Here is a 19,965-nt window from a genome sequence, read left to right on the forward strand (position 1 = left end):
GCATTTTTGAAAAATAAACGACTTTAAAAGGCTAAAAATGACCGTCGATCTTCACAACCACACACCGCTTTGCAACCACGCAGTTGGCGAACCGCTAGAATTTGTGAGATGCGCCATAAAAGCTGGCACAAGATACTTTGGCTTTAGCGATCATGCACCGATGAACTACGATGAAGCTTATAGAATGAAATTTGAAGAGATGCAAAGCTACGAAGACGAAATTTTACGTTTAAGAGAGGAATTTAGCGGTGAGATAGAAATTTTACTTGGCTACGAGATGGACTTTTTAGATGGCTTTATGGATGAGCGAGTTTTTGCTAGAAAGGTTGATTATCTAATAGGCTCTGTGCATTTTTTTAACGGCTGGGCGTTTGACAACCCTGAATTTATCGGCGATTACGAGGGCAAAGACTTGGATCAAATTTGGCAAGAGTATTTTGACCACATAGAAAGGTCAGCTAGGCTTGGTAAATTTGACATCATGGGGCACATCGATCTTTTAAAGCTATTTAAATTTTTACCAAAAAAAGATGTCAGGATCCTAGCCAAAAACGCGATAAAAGCGATAAAAGAGGCAAATTTAGTAGTTGAGATAAACGCAGCTGGTTTTAGAAAGCCTATCGGCGAGCAATATCCAAGCGTAAATTTACTTGAGCTAATTGCCGAAAATGACATAACCATCACCTTTGGCTCAGACGCTCACGCCAAAGAAGATATCGGCAAAAACGGCGAAATTTGCGAGCAGATAGCTAGAAATTTGGGATATTCAAAGTGTGCGATATTTAAAAATAGAGATAGAGAATTAGTAAAATTTTAGTTTGGGGTCAAATAAAATATAAAGATAATCTTAAATATAAAATTTTGTGATACAATACGAAAATTAAAAACCAGAAGGAGATAAAAAATGGGAAAATTTGTCCAAAACATCGATCATTTTTTTGATTTTTGCAAAGAAAATGAAGTTAAATTTGTAGATTTTAGATTTACCGATCTAAACGGCGCTTGGCACAGCATAAGCTACAACATAAAAGCTGTTACAAAAGAGAATTTCACAAACGGCATCCCAATGGACGCTAGCTCGATGAACGGCTGGCAGCCTATCGACAAGAGCGATATGATAATGAAGCCAGAAGCGACATCGGCGTTTTTGGACCCATTTACCTCTGATATCACAGTCGTTGTTTTTTGCGATATCTACGACATTTACAAAGGTCAAATTTATGAAAAATGCCCTCGCTCGATCGCAAAAAGAGCGATGCAATATGTAAAAGATAGCGGACTTGGCGACGAGGCATATTTTGGCCCTGAGAATGAATTTTTTGTATTTGACAACGTCAAAATCATCGATAGCCCAAACTGCGCGATGTATCAAGTAGATAGTGAAGAAGGCGAGTGGAACGACGCTGCAGACTTCAAAGATAGCTACAACACAGGTCACCGCCCACGCAGAAAGGGCGGCTACTTGATGACTCAGCCAATCGACAGCATGGTCGATCTAAGGGCTGAAATGATGCAAGTTTTAGAGCAAGTTGGTCTTGAAGTATTTTTAGGACACCACGAGGTCGCACAAGGTCAAGGCGAGATCGGCGTGAAATTTGGCAACTTAGTCGAGGCTGCTGACAACGTTCAAATTTACAAATACGTCGTTCGCATGGTCGCTCACCTAAACGGCAAAACAGTTACATTTATGCCAAAACCGCTTTATGGCGACAACGGCAGCGGTATGCACGTGCACCAATCAGTCTGGAAAGATGGTAAAAATTTATTTTATAAAGAGGGCAACTACGCAAATTTAAGTGACTTTGCAAGGCACTACATCGGCGGCGTTTTAAAACACGCAAGAAGCGTTGCAGCTTTCACAAACCCGAGTACAAACAGCTACAAACGTCTAATCCCGGGCTTTGAAGCGCCATCTATCCTCACCTACTCTAGCCAAAACCGCTCGGCTAGCATCCGCATACCTTACGGCGCTGGCGAGAAGTCAGTTAGGGCTGAGATGAGATTCCCTGATAGCACGGCAAACCCTTACCTAGCCTTCTCAGCGATGCTAATGGCAGGCCTTGACGGCGTTAAACACAAATACGAGCCAGTTGGTCCGATGGATGAAAATTTATTTAAACTTCACCTCGATGAGATCAGAGAACGCGGCATAGAGCAGCTCCCACACACACTTCGTGGTAGCCTTGAAGCGCTTATCCGCGATAACGAATACCTAAAACCGATAATGAGCGATCTTTTCATCGACACTTATCAGCACATGAAATTTGAAACTCAGGTTTGGCCTTACGAAGCACGTCCAACCGCTTATGAGTTTAAGACTTGCTTCTCTTGCTAAAACGCAATCTCCAAGCTTTTTTGGGCTTGGAGATTTTTTTTAATCAAATTTAAAATATAAAATCCTGCGACTATTAAATTTAAATCTAAATCCGATAAGCATTATCGCTTAGAAATTTTTTAACTACAACAGATAAATTTTAAATTTAAAAATATAAAGTCTATATAGTTAAATTTTGGTCTAAATTTGGCTTTACGAATAAGAATAAATTTTAAATTTAATAAGCCCAAACTCATGCAAATTTAGAAATTTAAGCTCATATCCAAAAAAGCCATGGCGGATAAATTTAAGACTTCAAGCTTTAAATATAAAAAACAAAAACACCTATCTAAATTTTGGCTACTTTTGTTTAGAAAATTTTTGTCCAAAAGGATAATTTAAAAAAATTAACAAGTCATAGACATTGTAAATTTGTTTTTTTAGTTTAGAGATTTTTGCCTAGCAAAAAAATGGTCATAGCAGATAAATTTTTGGCTTTAAATTTAAGCATCAAAAACAAAAACAACAAGCTAAATTTGACTAATTTTATTTAGAAATTTTTGCTTTAGAAAGGTTACATTTAATAAGCCTAAGTTCATGCAAATTTAGAAATTTAAGTTTATATCCAAAAAAACCGCATCGGATAAATTCTTAAACTTCAAATTAGAAATATAAAAATCCTACGGCGGTTAAAAATTTGAATTAAATTTTTATTTTTGCAAACAGGGGATAATTTACCATAATTTTTAAATTTATCTGCCTCATTAAAAAGTTCAAATTAATAAGCTCTAGCTCTTTTTAAATTTTTGCAATATAAATTTGAGATTTTTATTTAGTCAGGATAGCAACAGCAGATAAATTTATTAAAAAAGCTAAATTTGACCACTTTTATTTAAAAATTTACGCCAGAAAAGTCAAATTTAAAGCGCTAAATAAAGCAAATTTACAAAACAGCCAAACCCCTAGCTATTTTGCACTTCAGGCTGTCCAAAGAGCCTATTTGCCTCTTTTATCACACCCTCTTCTCTTTGCTTTTTAAGCTCTTCTGGGCTCTTGCTCTGACTTAGCGACATCAGCTCTTTTGCAAAGTCATTTTGTGGCTGAGATAGCGCATTTACCTCGGTTTGTCGTGCCACAACAGGCTCTTTTACTGGCTCATCTTTTTGCTCGTCTTTCTGCCTAGCCTTTATCTTGGCGATCTCCTCGTCAAGGTAGCTATATTTATCCTGTGGCTCTTGTGGTTTAGTTTGAGGCTCAGGCTTTGCGGCAGGAATTTGTGTTTTGGCATTTACAATCTTGATCTTTTTACCAAAAATTGTATGTAAAATTTCATGCATTACGCCCCAGCTTTTTTTGAAAAACGCGAGCTCATCGCCAGTTGCATTGACGACCAAGCCAAGCTCATTTTCATTTAAAAAGCTAAAACTTATGTGATTTTTAAAAATTTCTCCAAGCTCAAAGCTTCTATCATAAATTTTTGCCACAAACTGCTCGTATGGCGTCTTTGGCGCCTCTTTTATGGCTAAAATTTGCTCACTCACACCAGCTTTTGGCTCCAGGGTCACGCTAGGCTCGCTTTTAGCAAGCTTTATCGCTTCATCGATATCTTGCAGATTTAGCGCCTCTATCATCATAAAAAGCATAAGCATCAATACAAAGCCGTTGTCACTTGATACGCTTAGCATCGACTTTGCCTGCGCCAAAATCCTAAAAAATCTCTCATATATAAGAAGCGAAAATTTTGGGTCGTTGTCTAAAAATCTCTGCTTTAAATTTGCCAAAATTTCATCTATGATCATCTCTGGCTCATAGGTCTCAAGCTCGGTCACAAGCACTCTAATGGCGTTTTTATCGGCATTTGCGACGTGCTCGATGATCTGCTCGATCCTACTTGGATCAAGAAGTCCGAGCATCGCTGCCACGCTTGATTTTGTGATATTGCCAGCGCTATAAATGATAGCTTGATCAAGCAGCGTTAGCGTATCTCTTAGCGAGCCGCCGCCGCTTCTAGCTAGTATCTCAAGCGCCTCCCTCTCGTAGCTCACGCCCTCTTTGCTAAGGATAAATTCAAGATGTTTTACGATCTCATATCTGCTTATCTGCTTAAATCTAAAATGCTGCGTCCTTGAAAGCACCGTCGTTGGAAGCTTAAGCGGGTCGGTAGTTGCAAGGATAAATTTAACGTAGCTTGGCGGCTCTTCAAGCGTTTTAAGGAGGGCATTAAACGCCTCTTTTGTTAGCATATGCACTTCGTCGATGATGAAAATTTTATATCTAGCAGCCGTAGGAGCGTACTTTGTCTGCTCGATGAGTTCTCTTATGTCGTCGATCTTTCTGTGGCTAGCTGCGTCCATCTCGATGATGTCCATGTGGCGCGACTCATTTGCCATCACGCACTGCGCGCAGACCTCGCAAGGCCTAGAAGTTGGCCCTTTCTCGCAGACCAAAGCCTTTGCAAATATCCTAGCGCTCGATGTCTTGCCGCTTCCCCTAAGGCCTGAAAACAAATAAGCATGGCTCACTCTGTTCTCATCAAGTGCGTGGGTTAGGCTCTTGCTTACGGCTTCTTGTCCGATGAGCTCGTCAAAATTTTTTGGTCGATATTTTAGGGCTAGTGCTTGCAACTGCTTTCCTTTTTGCAATTTTAATTTGCTGATTTTATAAAAAAAGGCATAAATTTATGGTTATGATAAAGTTAAATTTTGCTAAATTTAAGCCAAACTTTAGCGAGAAGGATAAATTTGCAAGCATTTATATCTGGATTTTTCACCTCTTTATCGCTCATTTTAGCCATTGGCGCGCAAAACGCATTTGTGCTAAAACAGGGCATCAAAAGAGAAAATATCTTTATCATCTGCCTTATTTGCGCTATTAGCGACGCTGTCTTGATCTTTGCGGGAGTTTTTGGGCTTGGCAGCCTCGTGCAAAACTTCCCCATCATCAAGCAAATAACCCTATATGGCGGCTTCTTATTTTTGCTATTTTACGCGCTAAAGAGCTTTCACTCATGCTTTTTCAAGGATCTTCGCATGGATACGAGCAGCGATTATGCCAGATCAAATTTAAAGAAAAATATCCTTTTAACTCTCGCATTTACTTGGTTAAATCCTCACGTCTATCTTGACACGATGATACTAATAGGCTCGGTTTCGACTAAATTTAAAGATGAAAATTTGATATTTGGCGTGGGTGCTAGCCTTGCTTCATTTTGCTTTTTCTTCGCACTTGGCTATCTGGCTAGGTTTTTAGCACCCATCTTTGCAAGGCCTATCTCTTGGAAAATTTTAGAGTTTTTTGTCGGCCTCATCATGCTCGCCCTTGCTTTCATGCTCGTTTTTGCTAGCTTCTAGCCTCTTTTTTAGCGCCTCTTTTTTGCGAAGTTCGAGCTGGTAGGCTTCATTTAGCGCGTCTTCGCCATCTAAATTTGCTCCGTCTAAAAATTTGCGGTAGTCTTCAAACTGCCTATTTTTTATCCCCCAAAGCACGCCAAAAAGCAGGGCCGCCCCCATCAAAACAGAGATAAAAACAAGCATCGCAAGAGTCGTTGTATCCACTATTTATCCTTAAATTTTCTAACTATAAAAAGCGAGTTTAGTATCACACTAAGCGAGCTTGCCGACATAAAAAGCGCGGCAAATAGCGGCATGACGTAGCCACAGACGGCAAATGGCAGGCTAAGGGCGTTATAAAGCAGGCAAAATAGCAAATTTTGCTTTATCGTTTTATAGGTAAATTTTGAAATTTTCACCGCTTTTGCAAGGCTTTGAAGGCTGTCATCAAGTAGCACCACGTCGCTTTTTTCTAAGCTCACGGCCGCGCCACTTCCCATGCAAATAGCCACGTGGGCAAGGCTTAGCGCGGCTGCGTCGTTTATGCCGTCTCCTACCATCAGCACGTTTTTGCCATGCTGCTTAAGACCAGCTATAAATTTAGCCTTTTCATCAGGCAGCATCCCAGCTCCAAACTCGCTCACGCCAAGCTCACTTGCCACGTTTTTTACCACATTTTGCACATCGCCACTTAGGATACACACCTTCATACCAGCGATCTTTAGCTCCTCTATTAGCGCCTTTGCTTCGGGCTTTACGCTATCTTTTAGGTAGAATTTAGCCACCAGCTCGCCATGCTTGCCAACAAAAAAGCTCACATTTTCTTCGCTCTCTTCAAATTTCACCCCGTTTTCAGCCAAAAAGCGCTTGCTCCCAGCCACAAAACGCTCACCTGCGATATCAGCGCTAACTCCCTTTGCTACGCTTAAATTTGCATTTTCAAGCTCAACTTTTTTTGCACCTTTTTGCTTTAAAAACTCAGCCACCGCCACGCTTATTTGGTGGTTTGAGATAAGGCAAAGCGAGTAAATTTTATCGATACTCACGCCCTCTTTTATAAAAAACTCGCCAACTTCAAATTTAGCCCTTGTAAGCGTCCCAGTCTTGTCAAAGACCGCCACGTCGCACTTTGCAAGGCTTTCAAAAAATTTAGCCTCCTTAAAAAGCACCTTGTTTTTAAAGGCCACTCCAAGGGCACAAACGCTGCTAACTGGCGTGGCAAGGGCAAGCGCGCAAGGACAAGCGATCACGATAACGCTCACAGCTGTCACTATCGCTTCTGAAAAGCTAAATTTAAAGTACCAAAACCAAAATGTAAAAAATGCCAGAGTTAGCACGCTAAGAGAGAATTTCGAGGCGATTTTATTGACTGCTAGCTCGATATTTGGCTTTTTTAGCTCTGCGTTTTGGAGTAAATTTATAAGCTTATTAAGATATGAGTTTTTAAAAATTTGCCTTGCTTCATAGACGATCTGCCCGTTTAAGCAAACGACGCCGCTTTTTACCTCGCTACCAGAGCTTAGCAAAAGTGGCAAACTTTCGCCTGTTAAGCTTGAGCTATCGATGCTTGCCTCGCCACTAAGCACCACGCCATCAAGTAGCGCCCTCTCGCCAGCTCTTAGCACTATCTTTTCGCCTAAATTTACATCTTTTGGCTCTTTTAAAATGTCCTTGCCGTCCTCTAAAACGCACACCTTTGCAAGCAACATATCGCTTAAAAAATTTGAAGTCTCAAGTGCCTTTTTCTTGCCTAAAATTTCTAAAAATTTACCGATAAAAACAAAGGTTATGATCATCGCAACCGAGTCAAAATAACTCTCGCCGCTTCTTGTAAGCATCGCAAATATCGAGTAGATATAGGTTATGCTAGCCCCCGTGATGACAAGCAGGTCCATATTTGGCGAGGCGTTTTTAATGGCGATTTTTGCCCCCTTGAAAAACTCGCTACCAGTGTAGAAAAGCACAGGCGTTGCCAGCACAAACTGCGCGAAGCTTAGTAGGTCCTTCACGTCGCTTCTTATACCGCTAAAGTAGCCGCCATACTGCGCGATCGCCAGCCACATGATATTCATCGTGGCAAAGACGCCAACAAGCGCTTTTGCGTAGAAATTTCGCCTTTTTTTGACTAGCTCATCCTCTTTTTGGCTCGCCGCGTAGGCCTTTGGAGTGTAGCCAACGGCATAAATTTTCTCGATTATCTGCTCCACCAAAAGCTCTTGCTCATCGTAAACGATGACTGCCTTTTGGCTAAGCGAGTTGATATTTACCTCCAAGATGCCAGGTAGGCTAAAAAGTGCCTTTTCAAGCAGCCAGATGCACGCTGAGCATGTGATACCGTCAATCAGAAGTGAAATTTTAGAAAACTCGCCCTCTTTTGTCACTAGCTCGCTAAAATTTGCAGCTAAATTTTTGACATTTGCACCGCTACTTGCAGGCATTAGCGTGTTTTTGCCAAGCCTCTCGTAAAACTCGCCAAGGCCACTTTCATTTAAAATTTCATAGACGCCTTTGCAGCCGACACAGCAAAATTTAAGCCCGCCCTTAGCCTCTATCATCGCGCTTTCATCAAAGCTTTGCTTGCAGTGAGAGCACCTACACTTCACGGACGCTTCTTTTTAAGCTGGTCTAAATAGCCATATATCGTGATCTTTGAGACATTTAGCTTGGCTGCCACGACCTCGATAGCACCCTTGATATTAAAAATGCCCTTTTCGTTCATAAAGCCAACAAGCTCAAGCTTTTGCTCTTTTTTAAGCTTCTTGCCCTCGTTTTTGGCGATAATCTTGTCGATTAAGCCTAGGACGATCTTTGTCACGTCGTCGTTTTGCTCGCCATCTGGCTCATTTTCACCAGTTTTTAAGAAATTCCCAGCCATTTCAAAAAGACTCTTTGCTACGCTCGCATCGACATTTACACATATCGCCCCTATGATCTCGCCTGCTTCATCTCTGATAAAAGCGGTTGAAGACTTTACCAGCTTTTCGTCCTTTGTAAAAAAGTAGTTTGCCACGTAGTCGTCTTTGAAATTTTTGCTGTTTAAGACCTCGCTTACAAGGTGGTCAAAGCTTTGTCCGACCTTTCTGCCAGTGACGTCGCCAGCTACATAGACGACCGAGCGCTGTGGGTTTGAGAGATCGTGTAGCACGACTTCGCAGGCAAATGGCGAGCTTTTTTGTATGAGATTTGCCGTTGGGATAAATGCCTTTAATATAGGATGCATAAGGCGCCATTTGATTTTGTTTAAGTTTAGCCAAAAATATTTTTTTAAATTTTTCGATAATAAAAAAATATAATTTTTTTATGAAAAATTTGTAAAAATTTAAGTGAAAAATAATAATTTTTTTATCTATAATTTTTAAATTTTTAAGGGAGAAAAATATGAAAAATTTTACGAAACCGAAATTTCAAAAAGAAAAAAAGGCTCACTACTCTTTAGCTACCGAACACAACGGCATCCTCTACATCTCAGGTCAGCTTAGCATGGACCCTGAGACTAGGCAAATTCCAGAGGGGCTAAAGGCACAAACAAGGCAGGCTTTAAAAAACCTTGATAACGTGCTAAACCTGGCAAATGCGACAAGAAATGATATCTTGATGTGCCGCATCTATACGCCAGATATCGACTTTTGGGACGAGATAGACGACGAGTATGCGCTATTTTTTGGCGATCACAAGCCAGCTCGCGTCGTAGTGCCGACAAACAAACTTCACTTTGGCTGCCTGCTAGAGATCGAAGCCACAGCGATACTTGATAGAAAAATTTAAAAGGAGCGAAAATGCCTAAATTTATCTGCTCAAAGTGCTGCAATAGCACAGATTTTGAGACACCTATATTTGCGTGCGAGTGTGGCGGGCTTTATGATCTGGAGTTTAAGCCAGCCAAATTTGATCTAAATTTGATCGACCAGCACGAGTTTAGCCTCTTTAGATACCGCGAGTTTTTCCCTATCAAAAATGAGCTCTGGCGTGACATCAGCCTTGGCGAAGGGCTAACAAAGAGCGTGAAATTTGATGGCTCACTCTACCTTAAAATGGACTATGCGATGCCAACGCTTTCCTTTAAAGATAGGGGTGCTGTGATGCTTATTTGGTTTTGTAAAACTTATGGCATCAAAAAGATCTTGCAAGATAGCAGCGGAAACGCTGGAAACTCGGTAGCTGCCTACGCTGCAAGAGCTGGCATAGAGTGTGAAATTTACGTCCCAAAAGGCACAAGCGAGAAAAAGATAAAGATGCTTGAGTACTACGGCGCAAAGGCGGTTGTCTTTGACGGCATGCGCGACGAGACGGCAGATGCTTGTAGAAAAAGGGCAAAAGATGAGGGCATATTTTACGCAAACCACGTATTTAACCCGCTTTTTTATCAAGGCACTAAAACATATATATATGAAATTTACGAGCAGCTTGGCTTTGTCCCTGAAAATTTATTTCTGCCAGTTGGCAACGGCACCTTGCTAATAGGCTGCGAGATCGCTTTAAAAGAACTTTTTGAGGCTGGAGTGATCAAAAAGCTACCTAAAATTTTTATAGTCCAAAGTGAAAATTGCGCGCCGTTTCTTGGGGCGATAAGCGAGCCAGTTGCGATAAAAGCTAAGCCAACTTTGGCTGAGGGCATAGCGATCGCAAAACCTGCTCGTGGCGCCGAAATTTTAGCTAGCAACTACGCTGGCGAGCGCGAGGTGATCACGATAAAAGAAGATGAGATCATGCCAGCTAGAAATTTCCTAGCAAGCCGCGGCTTTTACGTCGAGCACACCACAGCAGCCATCTACGCCGCCTACGCAAGCTACGCAAAATCGCACAAGATAGAGGGCAAAAGCATCATCTCGATGTGTGGTGCTGGGCTAAAAAGCGAGCATTAAGATAAATTTGCAGGTCATTTTGCCTGCAAATTTGCCTATTTTAGCGACTTTGGTTGTGGCATTTCTTGACAACAAAGTTTTATTTTTATAAAATGCCAAAACTTTCAAAAAACTTTTGAAGCCCAGAATTCTGCAATCTTATCCCCGCATTTAAAGAGGAAAAATGGAAAACAATAACCAAACCGAGCAAAGTGCTGCTCAAAGCGCAAAAACTACAAAAAAACATCAAGCATCAAGAACCCACGTACCAGTCGACGGACACAAGATCGAAGAGCTAAGAACGCTTAGCTTAGATGAGCTAGTGCAGATCGCAAATGGCGTTGGCGTCGAAAATCCACGCGAATTTCGCAGGCAGGATTTGATATTTGAGATACTAAAAACCCAGACAAAACAAGGCGGCTTTATACTATTTACTGGAATTTTAGAGATCACAAACGAGGGCTACGGCTTTTTAAGAGCTGTTGATGCAAATTTAAGTGACAGCTCAAACGACGCTTATGTTTCAAACTCTCAGATCCGTAAATTTGCGCTTCGTGTGGGCGACATCATCACCGGCCAAGTAAGAGAGCCAAAAGATCAGGAGAAATACTACGCTCTTTTAAAGATCGAAGCGGTAAATTATATGCCTCTAGCAGACGCAAAAGAGAGGCCGCTTTTTGACAACCTAACCCCGCTTTTCCCAACCGAAAAGCTAAATTTAGAGTATGATCCGATGAAGCTAACGGGCCGTGTGCTCGACCTTTTCACGCCTATTGGCAAGGGTCAGCGTGGCCTCATCGTCGCACCTCCAAGAAGTGGTAAAACTGAGCTTATGAAAGAACTAGCTCACGGCATCGCCAAAAACCACCCAGAAGCCCAGCTAATGGTGCTTCTAGTCGATGAGAGACCAGAAGAGGTTACCGATATGCAGCGCTGCGTAAAAGGCGAGGTATTTAGCTCGACATTTGACCTGCCAGCACTTAACCACGTCCGCGTAGCAGAGCTAGTCATCGAAAAGGCAAAACGTCTAGTTGAGATGGGCAAAGATGTCATCATCTTGCTTGATAGCATAACCCGTCTAGCACGTGCCTACAACACAGTGACCCCGCCAAGCGGCAAGGTACTAACTGGCGGCGTAGACGCAAATGCACTTCACAAGCCAAAACGCTTCTTTGGCGCAGCTAGAAATATCGAACACGGCGGCTCTCTAACCATCATCGCAACCGCACTTATCGACACTGGCTCACGTATGGACGAAGTGATATTTGAAGAGTTTAAAGGCACTGGAAACAGCGAGATCGTGCTTGACCGCAACATCTCAGACCGCAGAATTTACCCAGCTATCAACGTGCTAAAATCAGGCACCAGAAAAGAAGAGCTACTTCAAAAGCCTGATGAGCTTCAAAAAATTTGGGCTATTCGCTCTGCTATCGCGACAATGGATGATGTCGAAGCGCTTAAATTTTTATACGCAAAAATGCTAAAAACAAAAGATAACAAAGAGCTTCTCTCTATCCTAAACGAGTAAATTTAACTGAGCTTGAAGCGCTTGCTTTGAGCTCAAATCACTTCATTTAAAACATATAACTCCAGCTTTCTAGCCAAAAATATCTTAGAAATTTTGAATTTTCTAGCTCTTGCTATTATAAAAGAGATTACGATTTTTAAACGATTATTTACTAAATTTTTCTATGTCTTGATTGATTAAATTTTCATACTCGCAAAGCTCGTTGCAAGTCTTCTTGCTCTGCTCGATAAGCTCATCAAATTTAAATCCAAGCATCACGATACGATAAAGGTTTGGCTTGTGTTTTCGCCAGTTGTAAAGCGTTGCGACATCAACGTCTAAATGATAAGCCATATCACGTTTTGTCATCTTAGCCACTTTACACTCCTTTTTTCGAGTGATTTTATAAATTTTATTCTGATAAGAAAACAATTGAATTATTTTATGTTTTTTATTAATTTCATTGAATATTTAAACTTTATTTAATATAAGAAAATTTAAAATAGCCACGTAACATTTTTTAAATAAGGAGTAAAAATGAAAAATGTAGTTTTAAAAGTTGCTTTAGGTTTAAGCCTAGCTAGTGCCGCTGCTTTAGCGCAAGGAGCCTTTGTAGGAGTTGAGGGAGATTACTCTTTTGGATCAAAGCTTACTGTAAAAGGCGATGACGGCTCAAAGATCAAATTTAAAAAAGCTCAACCAGGTCTTGGTATAAAAGCTGGTTATGATTTTGATGTGGCTAGAGTTTATGGTGCTTACATATATGATTTTAAAGTTAAGAAAACAGCAAATGACGAAGATAAAAGCGTAGCTGAGTGGAAAACTCATAAATTTATAGTTGGAGCTGACTATACTCCAAACGTAGCAAAAGATCTTAAACTAGTTCTTGGTGGCTATACTGGTTTTTCAAAGCTTAAACTAAGAGGTGGCGATGCTGAAACTCCGATGGAAAGCGCTAGCACGAACGGCTGGATACTAGGTGCAAGAGTTGGCGCTGAGTACTCTATCAATGAAAACAATGCAGTTGAATTTGGTCTAAAAGCTGATAGAGCTGACTACGGCAAGATCAGTAAATTTGACATGGTTGATGCCAAAGAGACAAACGTCGGTCTTTATATGGGATATACATATAAATTTTAATAATTTGCAAGCTCAAATTTCAAAGCAAATTTGAGCTTTACTAGAAACTATAAATTTACCAGCTTTTCTAAATTTTCGCCGTCTAAGCGGTAGGTTCTCCACTCAAGAGATTGGTTATTAGCGCCCATGCTTTCATAAAATTTGATGCTTGGCTCGTTCCAGTTTATGCAGCACCACTCAAGCCTCTTTAAATTTTCATCCTTGCAAATTTGAGCTAGAAATTTAAAAAATGCCTTACCGATGCCTTGATTTCTAAACTCTTTTTTGACGTAGATGTCCTCAAGATAGATCCCGCCAAGCCCTAAAAATGTAGAAAATGTGTAAAAATAGATAGCGTAGCCGATCGCCCTGCCCTCACTCTCGCAGATAAGAGCTTTTGCGTGATTTTTATTAAAGATAGAGTCTGCAAAAATTTCATTTGTAAAAGTGACTTGATCACTCATCTTTTCATAGCTAGCAAGCTCTCTTACAAGCTCACAGATCACGTCAATATCGCCTCTAGTCGCTTTTCTTATTTGAAATTTCATTAGTTGTCACCAAAGAGTGCTTTTAGATCCTTGACCATTCCGCCGTCACTATCGCCGCTACCAGTTTTAGAGCCAAGCTCGTTTAGCTCGATCTCGTAGCCAGTTAGCATGCTTGCTAGGCGGATATTTATGCCATTTTTGCCGATCGCCTTGCTCTTTTGTTCGCTCGCAAGTGTCACGATCGCCTTATTTTCTTCGATCTTTACAGATGTGATGATCGCAGGTGCCATAGCACGAGCTACCAAGATCGCTGGCTCAGTGGTGTATTCGATCGCATCGATGCTCTCACCATGAAGCTCTTTACTTACAGCATTTATCCTAACGCCCTTTGTGCCAACGGTTGCGCCTACTGGATCGATGTTTGGAGTGGTCGAGATGAGCGCTACTTTGGCTCTTTCGCCAGGGATCCTCGCACTGCCTTGAATGATGATACCACCATCTTTTATCTCTGGTACTTCTGAAGTTAGTAGCGCCTCAAGAAATTTAGGCGAAGTCCTTGAAAGTTCGACCTTTATGCCTAAATTTTTATCTGTAAAAACTTTTCTAATGACCGCTTTTACCACGTCACCCACTTTAAATTTCTCACCTTTTATGCGGTTTTTACGTGGTAAGATGGCACGAAGCTCATCTATCTCGATAAAGGTGTTTTCGTCGTTATCAACCCTAACAACCGGACCAAAGACCATGTGGCCGCTCATCTCATTATATTTTTGTAAAATTTTCTCTTCGACTAGGCGCTGGATGTGATACTCAAGCTCCTTGTGAAGCGTTTGGGCAGCTGTTCTGCCAAGGTTATCAAGGCTTAGCTCGTATGTGAGCTCATCGCCGATCTCAACGCCACTATCTATCTTTTTAGCCTCTTTTAAGCTTAAAAAGTGCTCATTGTCTTCAGCAAGCCTCTCATCGTCGTTTGCTACGATTGAAATTTTTTGATAAAGCTTTAAATTTTTATTAGCATCGATGCTCACGTCATACTCATAATTTTCGCCATAAACCCTTTTTGCAGTGTTTATCAAAGCCCTTATGACACGCTCTTTTACATCTTCTATCTCTAAATTTTTTTCATTTGCAATTGACTCTATAATGTCTGATATTCTTTCCATTTTTTCTCCATTGTGACGATAAATTTCGGGGATTTTTCGTGAAGTTTTGAAATTATACATAAGCCATACTTTTAATAACTTTAAGCTTGTTATTAACTTTTATTTAATCCTTTTTTTATGATGATTTGGGTATATTGACCGATTAAAATTTAAGATTTTGAAAGGATTAAAAATGGAGCTAAAACTTGCAAGAGCCGAATTAGACGCAAAACCAAAAACGATTTCACTAGAAAAGATAGAGGCAGCTGTCGAAAAAGAGGGTCAGAAAATTTTCTATTTTGATAAAGAAAACACGCACAAACAGCTAATCGCCTTAGTCGAGCACTTTGAAGAAAAAGGGCTAAGCGTTTATCACAGAACCGTAAAATACGGCCTTGATGATAGCGATTATATGTATGAAGTGCATATACTTTAATGAGTAAAAAACTCTTTATCCAAACTCTAGGTTGTGCTATGAATGTTCGTGACAGCGAGCATATCATAGCCGAGCTCTCACAAAAAGAAGACTACTCCTTAACACAAAACATCGAAGAAGCTGATTTAATCCTTATAAATACCTGCTCAGTTCGTGAAAAGCCAGTGCATAAGCTCTTTAGCGAGGTCGGTGCCTTTGAAAAAGCCAAAAAAAGAGGTGCAAAGATAGGCGTTTGCGGCTGCACTGCAAGCCATTTGGGTAGTGAAATTTTCAAACGTGCGCCTTATGTTGATTTTGTCCTTGGCGCAAGAAACGTTAGCAAGATCACAAAGGCGGTAAATACGCCTAAATTTATCTCAACCGACATCAACCACGACGAGAGCGAATACGCATTTGGCGAATTTAGAGGCTCGCCATATAAAAGCCACATCAACATCTCAATCGGCTGCGATAAAAAATGCACCTACTGCATCGTCCCACACACCAGAGGCGATGAAATTTCTATCCCTTCAAGCCTCATCTTAAAAGAGGTAGAAAAGGCCGCAAGCAGCGGCGCAAAAGAGATATTTTTACTAGGGCAAAATGTCAATAACTACGGCAAAAGATTTTCAGGCGCGCAAGAAAATATCGATTTTAGCGACCTTCTAGTAAAGATCAGCGAGGTAGATGGCGTTGAGAGGATAAGATTTACAAGTCCGCACCCGCTTCACATGGATGATAAATTTCTTGAAATTTTCACAAATAATCCAAAAATTTGCAAGTCGATGCACATGCCGCTTCAAAGCGGAAACACAAAAGTTTTGCGCGAGATGAAGCGCGGATATACAAAAGAGTGGTTTTTAGACCGCGCGCTAAGACTTAGAAAGATGTGCCCAGATGTGAGCATCTCAACTGATATCATCGTCGCATTTCCGGGCGAAAGTGATAGCGAGTTTGAAGATACGATGGACGTGCTTGAGCAAGTTAGATTTGAGCAAATTTTTAGCTTTAAGTATTCGCCTCGTCCGCTTACAAAAGCAGCTACTTTTACAAATCAAATAGACGACAAGACCGCTTCAGAAAGGCTAACGCGCCTGCAAAATCGCCATAGCGAAATTTTAGACGAGATCGTGGCGGCGCAAAAAGATAAAATTTTTGATGTATATTTTGAAGAGCTAAGGGCAAATGGCGGCGTTGCTGGGCGAAGTTTTAACAACTTTTTAGTTCAAGCTGATGGCAGCGAAGAGCTTCTTGGCACTACGCAAAAGGTAAAGATCACAAACCCAAAACGAATGGTTTTGTATGGCGAGCTGCAAATTTAAAAACACCCTTGAAAAGGTCGCCCTAAATGTTGGCGTCTTTTTTATCTACATTTTGATGTGGCTCATTTTTCTAACCTGCAAAAAGAACTACACTCCAAATCTCTTACCACAAAATGGCTGCGTCGTCGTCTTTTGGCACGGCAGGCTTAGCTTTATGAGCTTTGCTTATAGGCAGTGGTGGAGTAAGCAAAACAGAAAACAAGGCAAGGTAATAATTAGCGACCACAAAGATGGCGAGCTTATCACCAGAATAATCAAATTTTTTGGCATCGGTACCATTAGAGGCAGCAGCTCAAAAGGCGGTGCAAGAGCGCTTATAGAGGCTCTAAGAGAGATAAAACAAGGCCACGACGTCATCATCACACCAGATGGCCCACGCGGACCAAGACACAGCGTAGCGGATGGAGCTGCGGTAATCGCACAAAAGTCATCTTGCGAAATTTATGCTCTAAATTTCGAAGCAAACTCGTTTTTGGAGTTTAAAAGCTGGGATAAGATGATACTTCCAAAGCCATTTTCAACTATAAATTTTAGCCTCTCAGCCCCTTTTAGCGTGGCAAATTTAGAGCAAAAAGAGGCAAAAGAGAAGATACAAAATGAGCTTTGGCAAGCTTCGCAAAATGACGGTGGCAAGAGCGTGCTACAAAACAAAGAAGACTTTAGGTCAAATTTAAAAATTTGGTGGAAAAAATATGCGCATAAAAATCCGCAAATAAGCGACGAGATAAGAGAAATTTTGGACGAAATTTATGAAAAATAAATTTTCTATCTTTATAGCCATTTTTATAATAGCTTTGTTTTGGCTATTTTTTTACAGCGATAACTCCTATAAACTCGCTCTTGAAGCGAAATTTTACTACGAGAGCAAAGAGTATGAAAAGGCTATAAATTTAAGCCAAAAAGCCCTTGATCTTGACGCCTACAACAAAATGGCCTCCACCACGCTTAATCAAAGCAAGGCAGCTATGAAATTTAACTCATACATAAAAAATGGCAAAGAGTATCTTGAACGCATCAAAAAAATGAGCCAAAGTGGCGTCAGCAAGGCTGATAATGAGCGCATCAAAATGATGTGTGATGTGATGATAGAGGATTTTGAAAGCTTAAGAAATTCTGCGCTGCTTGATGATGAGCTAAAAAGCGAGGCTCTGCAGATGAAAGAGGCGTTTGCAAAACTAAAAAACGAGCTGTTTTAAACTTATTTAATCCCTTTTTAGCTAACATACCAAAAATAATGCACTAAATTTAGGAGAGTTATGTCTTTTAGCATCAAAAAGCTTTTTTCAAACCTTTTCTTAAGCGCCGTGATCGAGGGCAATGAGTGCGTTTTTTACGGTCAGGTCTTTAGAAATGGCAAGCTTATAAAAACCATAAATGCTAAATTTACAGACATAAGTATCGATAGTGTCGATGAAAAAGTTTTAAAATACATAGAAGAGCAAGAAAAGGCCTATTTTGGCGTCTATGTTTCGCTCTTTTTTAACGACGACTCACAAGGTGCGCTGCCTACTGCTAACTTTGACGAGTACAAGAAATTTAACATCAACACGCAAAATTTAACCAGCCTTGTGATGCAAGATAGCTGGAGCATATATGCAAATTTAAACGCCATAAGAAGATATAAAAACCTCTTTGGGCAAGGTAGTGTCGATCTTATCTACTCGCCTATCGCCCTGCTCTTTCACGAGCTTTTAAAGCGTGGAATTTCGCCAAAAACTACGCTATATCTCTACATCCACTCGCACTCTTTTGCGCTTGCGATATTTAAAGACAAGCAGATGAAGCTCTCGACGTTTTTAAATATGAACGACGCTGAAGAGGGCAACGAAGAGATCGAAAGCCTAAAAGAAGAGGATATAACAGACATCGACAACCTTATCGTCAAAGAAGAAGATGGCGCAACGGCGCTTGATGATTTCAAGAGTTTGGATGATTTCTTAAGCGACGATAAGCCAAAAGAATTTGAAGATCTAAACTACGAGCTAAACATGCCAACTTCGACAAACGTCGAGAAGTCAGTAGCGATCTTTGGGCGCGATATGAAGATGTTTGACTACATCGCAAAGGCTATGAAAGAATTTTATGAAAATCCGATCTATGGCGGCGATTTTATCGAGCAGATCATCGTTTTTGAAAACACAAAGACAAGTGCGACATTTTTACAATACCTGCAATCAGAGCTATTTGTGGAGACATCAAGCTATCCGATCAATACAAATCACATAATGAATGAGATCATGCAAGAAGAGATAACACTATGAAATTTAGCTTCATCACCCCAGAACCAAGACCGCTTCTATCTATCTTTAGTAAGCTCTGGCTAAGCCTTATTGGCTTTGTCTTTATGGTGCTTTTGGTGGCAAATTTCTTCATCGTTTATAAAAACTACTCAACCAAAAAAAATATAGAATTTCTAGCAAACGAGCAAAAAGAGCTTAGCCAAAAGATAGTCACTACGGATGAAATTTCAGCCAAGCTTGCTGTGCAGATAGACTCTGCAAACGACATCTTTACGTCAAATTCTATCCTAAAGCAAAGCCTGCACAACCTCTTTGACCTTGTGCCTGATAGCATCACACTTGAAGAGGTCTTTATGGATAAAAATTCACTCATCATCCGTGGCATAACGCCAACAAAGGATGTCTTTAACCAGCTCTTAGCCTCGCCGCTAAGGTCGATTTTCACCACGTCAAACACTAGCTTTTATCAGAGCAAAAACGGCTGGTACGGCTTTATAAGCACAAATAAGATTGATAATTCTGAGGGATATAATGAGTAAAAAAGATACGAGCTTAGAAAAAATCGACCCAGTAAAGCTTTTACTTTTTATATTTGCTTTTATCATAGTTTGCTTCATTATGATATTTGGCTTTATCGTGCCAAACATAAAAGAATTTAAAAGCCTCTCAAGACAAAACTACTCGCAAACCTCATCATACACGAAGGTAAAAAATGAATTTGAAGCTAAATTTAAAGCACTTGAGGCGACAAGACAAAAAGATGGCGCTATTATCTTGGCTTATGATACAGCTTTTGATAAGGATAAGTTTATAAATTTCGCATCGCAATTTTTTAGCGAAGTGAGCCTTAGCAAGATAGAAGAAGGCGAGAATAACGCAACTGAGAAGTTTTTTAGATACCGCCTAAATGTCACTAGCTCGCTTAAAACCCCGCAAAAATTTTATGACTTTTTAGATGCACTTAGCAGCTACGACAGCATCATAAAAGCCGAATTTCCTATTGTCATGAAGGGCGAAAACGACAAGATCCACACAACCTTTAACATAAAAGTTTTTGGGTTGAAGTAACCAAATTTAATAAATTTCTTCGCATAAAATTTAAAACTGCACCGCTTCTTAGCAAATACTTGGATATAAAAAAGCTAGAGCCATCTCTGCTACAAGAGGTCAAACAAGCTCTTACACGCAGATGCTGGCACACAAAGCGAGGTTATAAAACTATGTAAAGAGCTTCAAACCACGATCATA

21 protein-coding genes are annotated in these 19,965 nt (G+C 40.4%); 14 read left to right on the plus strand and 7 right to left on the minus strand.

The window, feature by feature from the left end; genetic code table 11:
- Positions 1-37 precede the first annotated feature (37 nt).
- Both CVT00_RS05775 and glnA read left to right on the plus strand, forming a co-directional pair.
- Positions 38-817 (plus strand): histidinol-phosphatase, encoded by a 780-nt coding sequence (locus tag CVT00_RS05775; protein ID WP_107915593.1) that lies wholly within the window; start codon positions 38-40, stop codon positions 815-817.
- A gap of 87 nt (positions 818-904) precedes the next feature.
- Positions 905-2,335, plus strand: a complete 1,431-nt coding sequence (gene glnA, locus CVT00_RS05780; protein WP_103575036.1) for a type I glutamate--ammonia ligase — start codon at positions 905-907, stop codon at positions 2,333-2,335.
- Between the two features lie 941 nt (positions 2,336-3,276).
- Here the strand turns inward: glnA and CVT00_RS05785 are convergent.
- Complete coding sequence (locus CVT00_RS05785; protein ID WP_103558497.1) at positions 3,277-4,938, minus strand: DNA polymerase III subunit gamma/tau; 1,662 nt, start codon at positions 4,936-4,938, stop codon at positions 3,277-3,279.
- 117 nt (positions 4,939-5,055) lie between these two features.
- On the opposite strand from CVT00_RS05785, the gene CVT00_RS05790 reads away from it, so the two are divergent.
- Entirely contained in the window at positions 5,056-5,664 is a 609-nt protein-coding gene (locus CVT00_RS05790; RefSeq protein WP_230853723.1) for a LysE/ArgO family amino acid transporter, read from the plus strand.
- On the opposite strand, the gene ccoS is transcribed toward CVT00_RS05790, so the two are convergent.
- The 3 genes from ccoS to CVT00_RS05805 are packed head-to-tail and all read right to left on the minus strand — an operon-like array spanning position 5,599 to position 8,863.
- On the minus strand, positions 5,599-5,868 hold the full coding sequence (ccoS, locus tag CVT00_RS05795) for a cbb3-type cytochrome oxidase assembly protein CcoS (protein ID WP_103558499.1): 270 nt from the start codon (positions 5,866-5,868) through the stop codon (positions 5,599-5,601). The genes CVT00_RS05790 and ccoS overlap by 66 nt on opposite strands.
- Positions 5,868-8,246, minus strand: a complete 2,379-nt coding sequence (locus CVT00_RS05800) for a heavy metal translocating P-type ATPase (protein ID WP_107916077.1) — start codon at positions 8,244-8,246, stop codon at positions 5,868-5,870. The genes ccoS and CVT00_RS05800 overlap by 1 nt, the downstream gene beginning before the upstream one ends.
- Entirely contained in the window at positions 8,243-8,863 is a 621-nt protein-coding gene (locus CVT00_RS05805) for a helix-turn-helix transcriptional regulator (protein ID WP_107916079.1), read from the minus strand. The genes CVT00_RS05800 and CVT00_RS05805 overlap by 4 nt, the downstream gene beginning before the upstream one ends.
- Before the next feature lie 158 nt (positions 8,864-9,021).
- On the opposite strand from CVT00_RS05805, the gene CVT00_RS05810 reads away from it, so the two are divergent.
- The 3 genes from CVT00_RS05810 to rho all read left to right on the plus strand — a co-directional run bounded on the left by CVT00_RS05810 (position 9,022) and on the right by rho (position 12,012).
- Positions 9,022-9,408, plus strand: a complete 387-nt coding sequence (locus CVT00_RS05810; RefSeq protein WP_196376835.1) for a RidA family protein — start codon at positions 9,022-9,024, stop codon at positions 9,406-9,408.
- Positions 9,409-9,419: 11 nt separating this feature from the next.
- The gene (locus CVT00_RS05815) at positions 9,420-10,505 is read left to right on the plus strand and encodes a pyridoxal-phosphate dependent enzyme (RefSeq protein WP_107915007.1); all 1,086 of its coding nucleotides are present in this window, start codon (positions 9,420-9,422) and stop codon (positions 10,503-10,505) included.
- 163 nt (positions 10,506-10,668) lie between these two features.
- Positions 10,669-12,012 carry a transcription termination factor Rho gene (gene rho / locus CVT00_RS05820; RefSeq protein WP_009294026.1) on the plus strand — a complete coding sequence of 448 codons (1,344 nt, stop codon included), beginning with the start codon at positions 10,669-10,671 and terminating at the stop codon, positions 12,010-12,012.
- Between the two features lie 144 nt (positions 12,013-12,156).
- Here the strand turns inward: rho and CVT00_RS05825 are convergent, their stop codons facing one another.
- Entirely contained in the window at positions 12,157-12,369 is a 213-nt protein-coding gene (locus CVT00_RS05825) for a transcriptional regulator (RefSeq protein ID WP_002941953.1), read from the minus strand.
- 159 nt (positions 12,370-12,528) lie between these two features.
- Here CVT00_RS05825 and CVT00_RS05830 point away from each other — a divergent pair, with 159 nt between their 5' ends.
- On the plus strand, positions 12,529-13,131 hold the full coding sequence (locus CVT00_RS05830; RefSeq protein WP_107915005.1) for an outer membrane beta-barrel protein: 603 nt from the start codon (positions 12,529-12,531) through the stop codon (positions 13,129-13,131).
- A gap of 47 nt (positions 13,132-13,178) precedes the next feature.
- Here CVT00_RS05830 and CVT00_RS05835 read toward each other — a convergent pair whose 3' ends face one another.
- Both CVT00_RS05835 and nusA read right to left on the minus strand, forming a co-directional pair.
- Positions 13,179-13,658 carry a GNAT family N-acetyltransferase gene (locus CVT00_RS05835; RefSeq protein WP_107915003.1) on the minus strand — a complete coding sequence of 160 codons (480 nt, stop codon included), beginning with the start codon at positions 13,656-13,658 and terminating at the stop codon, positions 13,179-13,181.
- A complete protein-coding gene (gene nusA, locus CVT00_RS05840; protein WP_107849880.1) occupies positions 13,658-14,761 on the minus strand; it encodes a transcription termination factor NusA in 1,104 nt (367 codons plus the stop codon). The genes CVT00_RS05835 and nusA overlap by 1 nt, the downstream gene beginning before the upstream one ends.
- A 172-nt stretch (positions 14,762-14,933) precedes the next feature.
- Between nusA and CVT00_RS05845 the strand changes: the two genes are divergently transcribed.
- Genes CVT00_RS05845 through CVT00_RS05875 form a run of 7 tightly spaced genes read left to right on the plus strand, consistent with a single transcriptional unit; the run spans position 14,934 to position 19,785 of the window.
- On the plus strand, positions 14,934-15,176 hold the full coding sequence (locus CVT00_RS05845) for an HP0268 family nuclease (protein WP_002941786.1): 243 nt from the start codon (positions 14,934-14,936) through the stop codon (positions 15,174-15,176).
- Positions 15,176-16,477, plus strand: coding sequence for a tRNA (N6-isopentenyl adenosine(37)-C2)-methylthiotransferase MiaB (gene miaB, locus CVT00_RS05850; RefSeq protein WP_107915001.1), 1,302 nt, complete (start codon positions 15,176-15,178; stop codon positions 16,475-16,477). Before CVT00_RS05845 ends, miaB begins: the two co-directional genes overlap by 1 nt.
- Entirely contained in the window at positions 16,458-17,237 is a 780-nt protein-coding gene (locus tag CVT00_RS05855) for a lysophospholipid acyltransferase family protein (protein WP_107915000.1), read from the plus strand. Before miaB ends, CVT00_RS05855 begins: the two co-directional genes overlap by 20 nt.
- Complete coding sequence (locus tag CVT00_RS05860) at positions 17,227-17,673, plus strand: hypothetical protein (protein WP_107914998.1); 447 nt, start codon at positions 17,227-17,229, stop codon at positions 17,671-17,673. The genes CVT00_RS05855 and CVT00_RS05860 overlap by 11 nt, the downstream gene beginning before the upstream one ends.
- 60 nt (positions 17,674-17,733) lie before the next feature.
- Entirely contained in the window at positions 17,734-18,738 is a 1,005-nt protein-coding gene (locus tag CVT00_RS05865) for a hypothetical protein (RefSeq protein WP_107914996.1), read from the plus strand.
- Complete coding sequence (locus CVT00_RS05870) at positions 18,735-19,256, plus strand: hypothetical protein (RefSeq protein WP_107914994.1); 522 nt, start codon at positions 18,735-18,737, stop codon at positions 19,254-19,256. The genes CVT00_RS05865 and CVT00_RS05870 overlap by 4 nt, the downstream gene beginning before the upstream one ends.
- Positions 19,249-19,785 (plus strand): hypothetical protein, encoded by a 537-nt coding sequence (locus CVT00_RS05875; RefSeq protein WP_002942078.1) that lies wholly within the window; start codon positions 19,249-19,251, stop codon positions 19,783-19,785. The genes CVT00_RS05870 and CVT00_RS05875 overlap by 8 nt, the downstream gene beginning before the upstream one ends.
- Positions 19,786-19,965 lie beyond the last annotated feature (180 nt).

The sequence above is a fragment of the Campylobacter concisus genome (genome assembly GCF_003048675.2).
GTDB classification, from domain to species: Bacteria; Campylobacterota; Campylobacteria; order Campylobacterales; family Campylobacteraceae; genus Campylobacter_A; species Campylobacter_A concisus_F.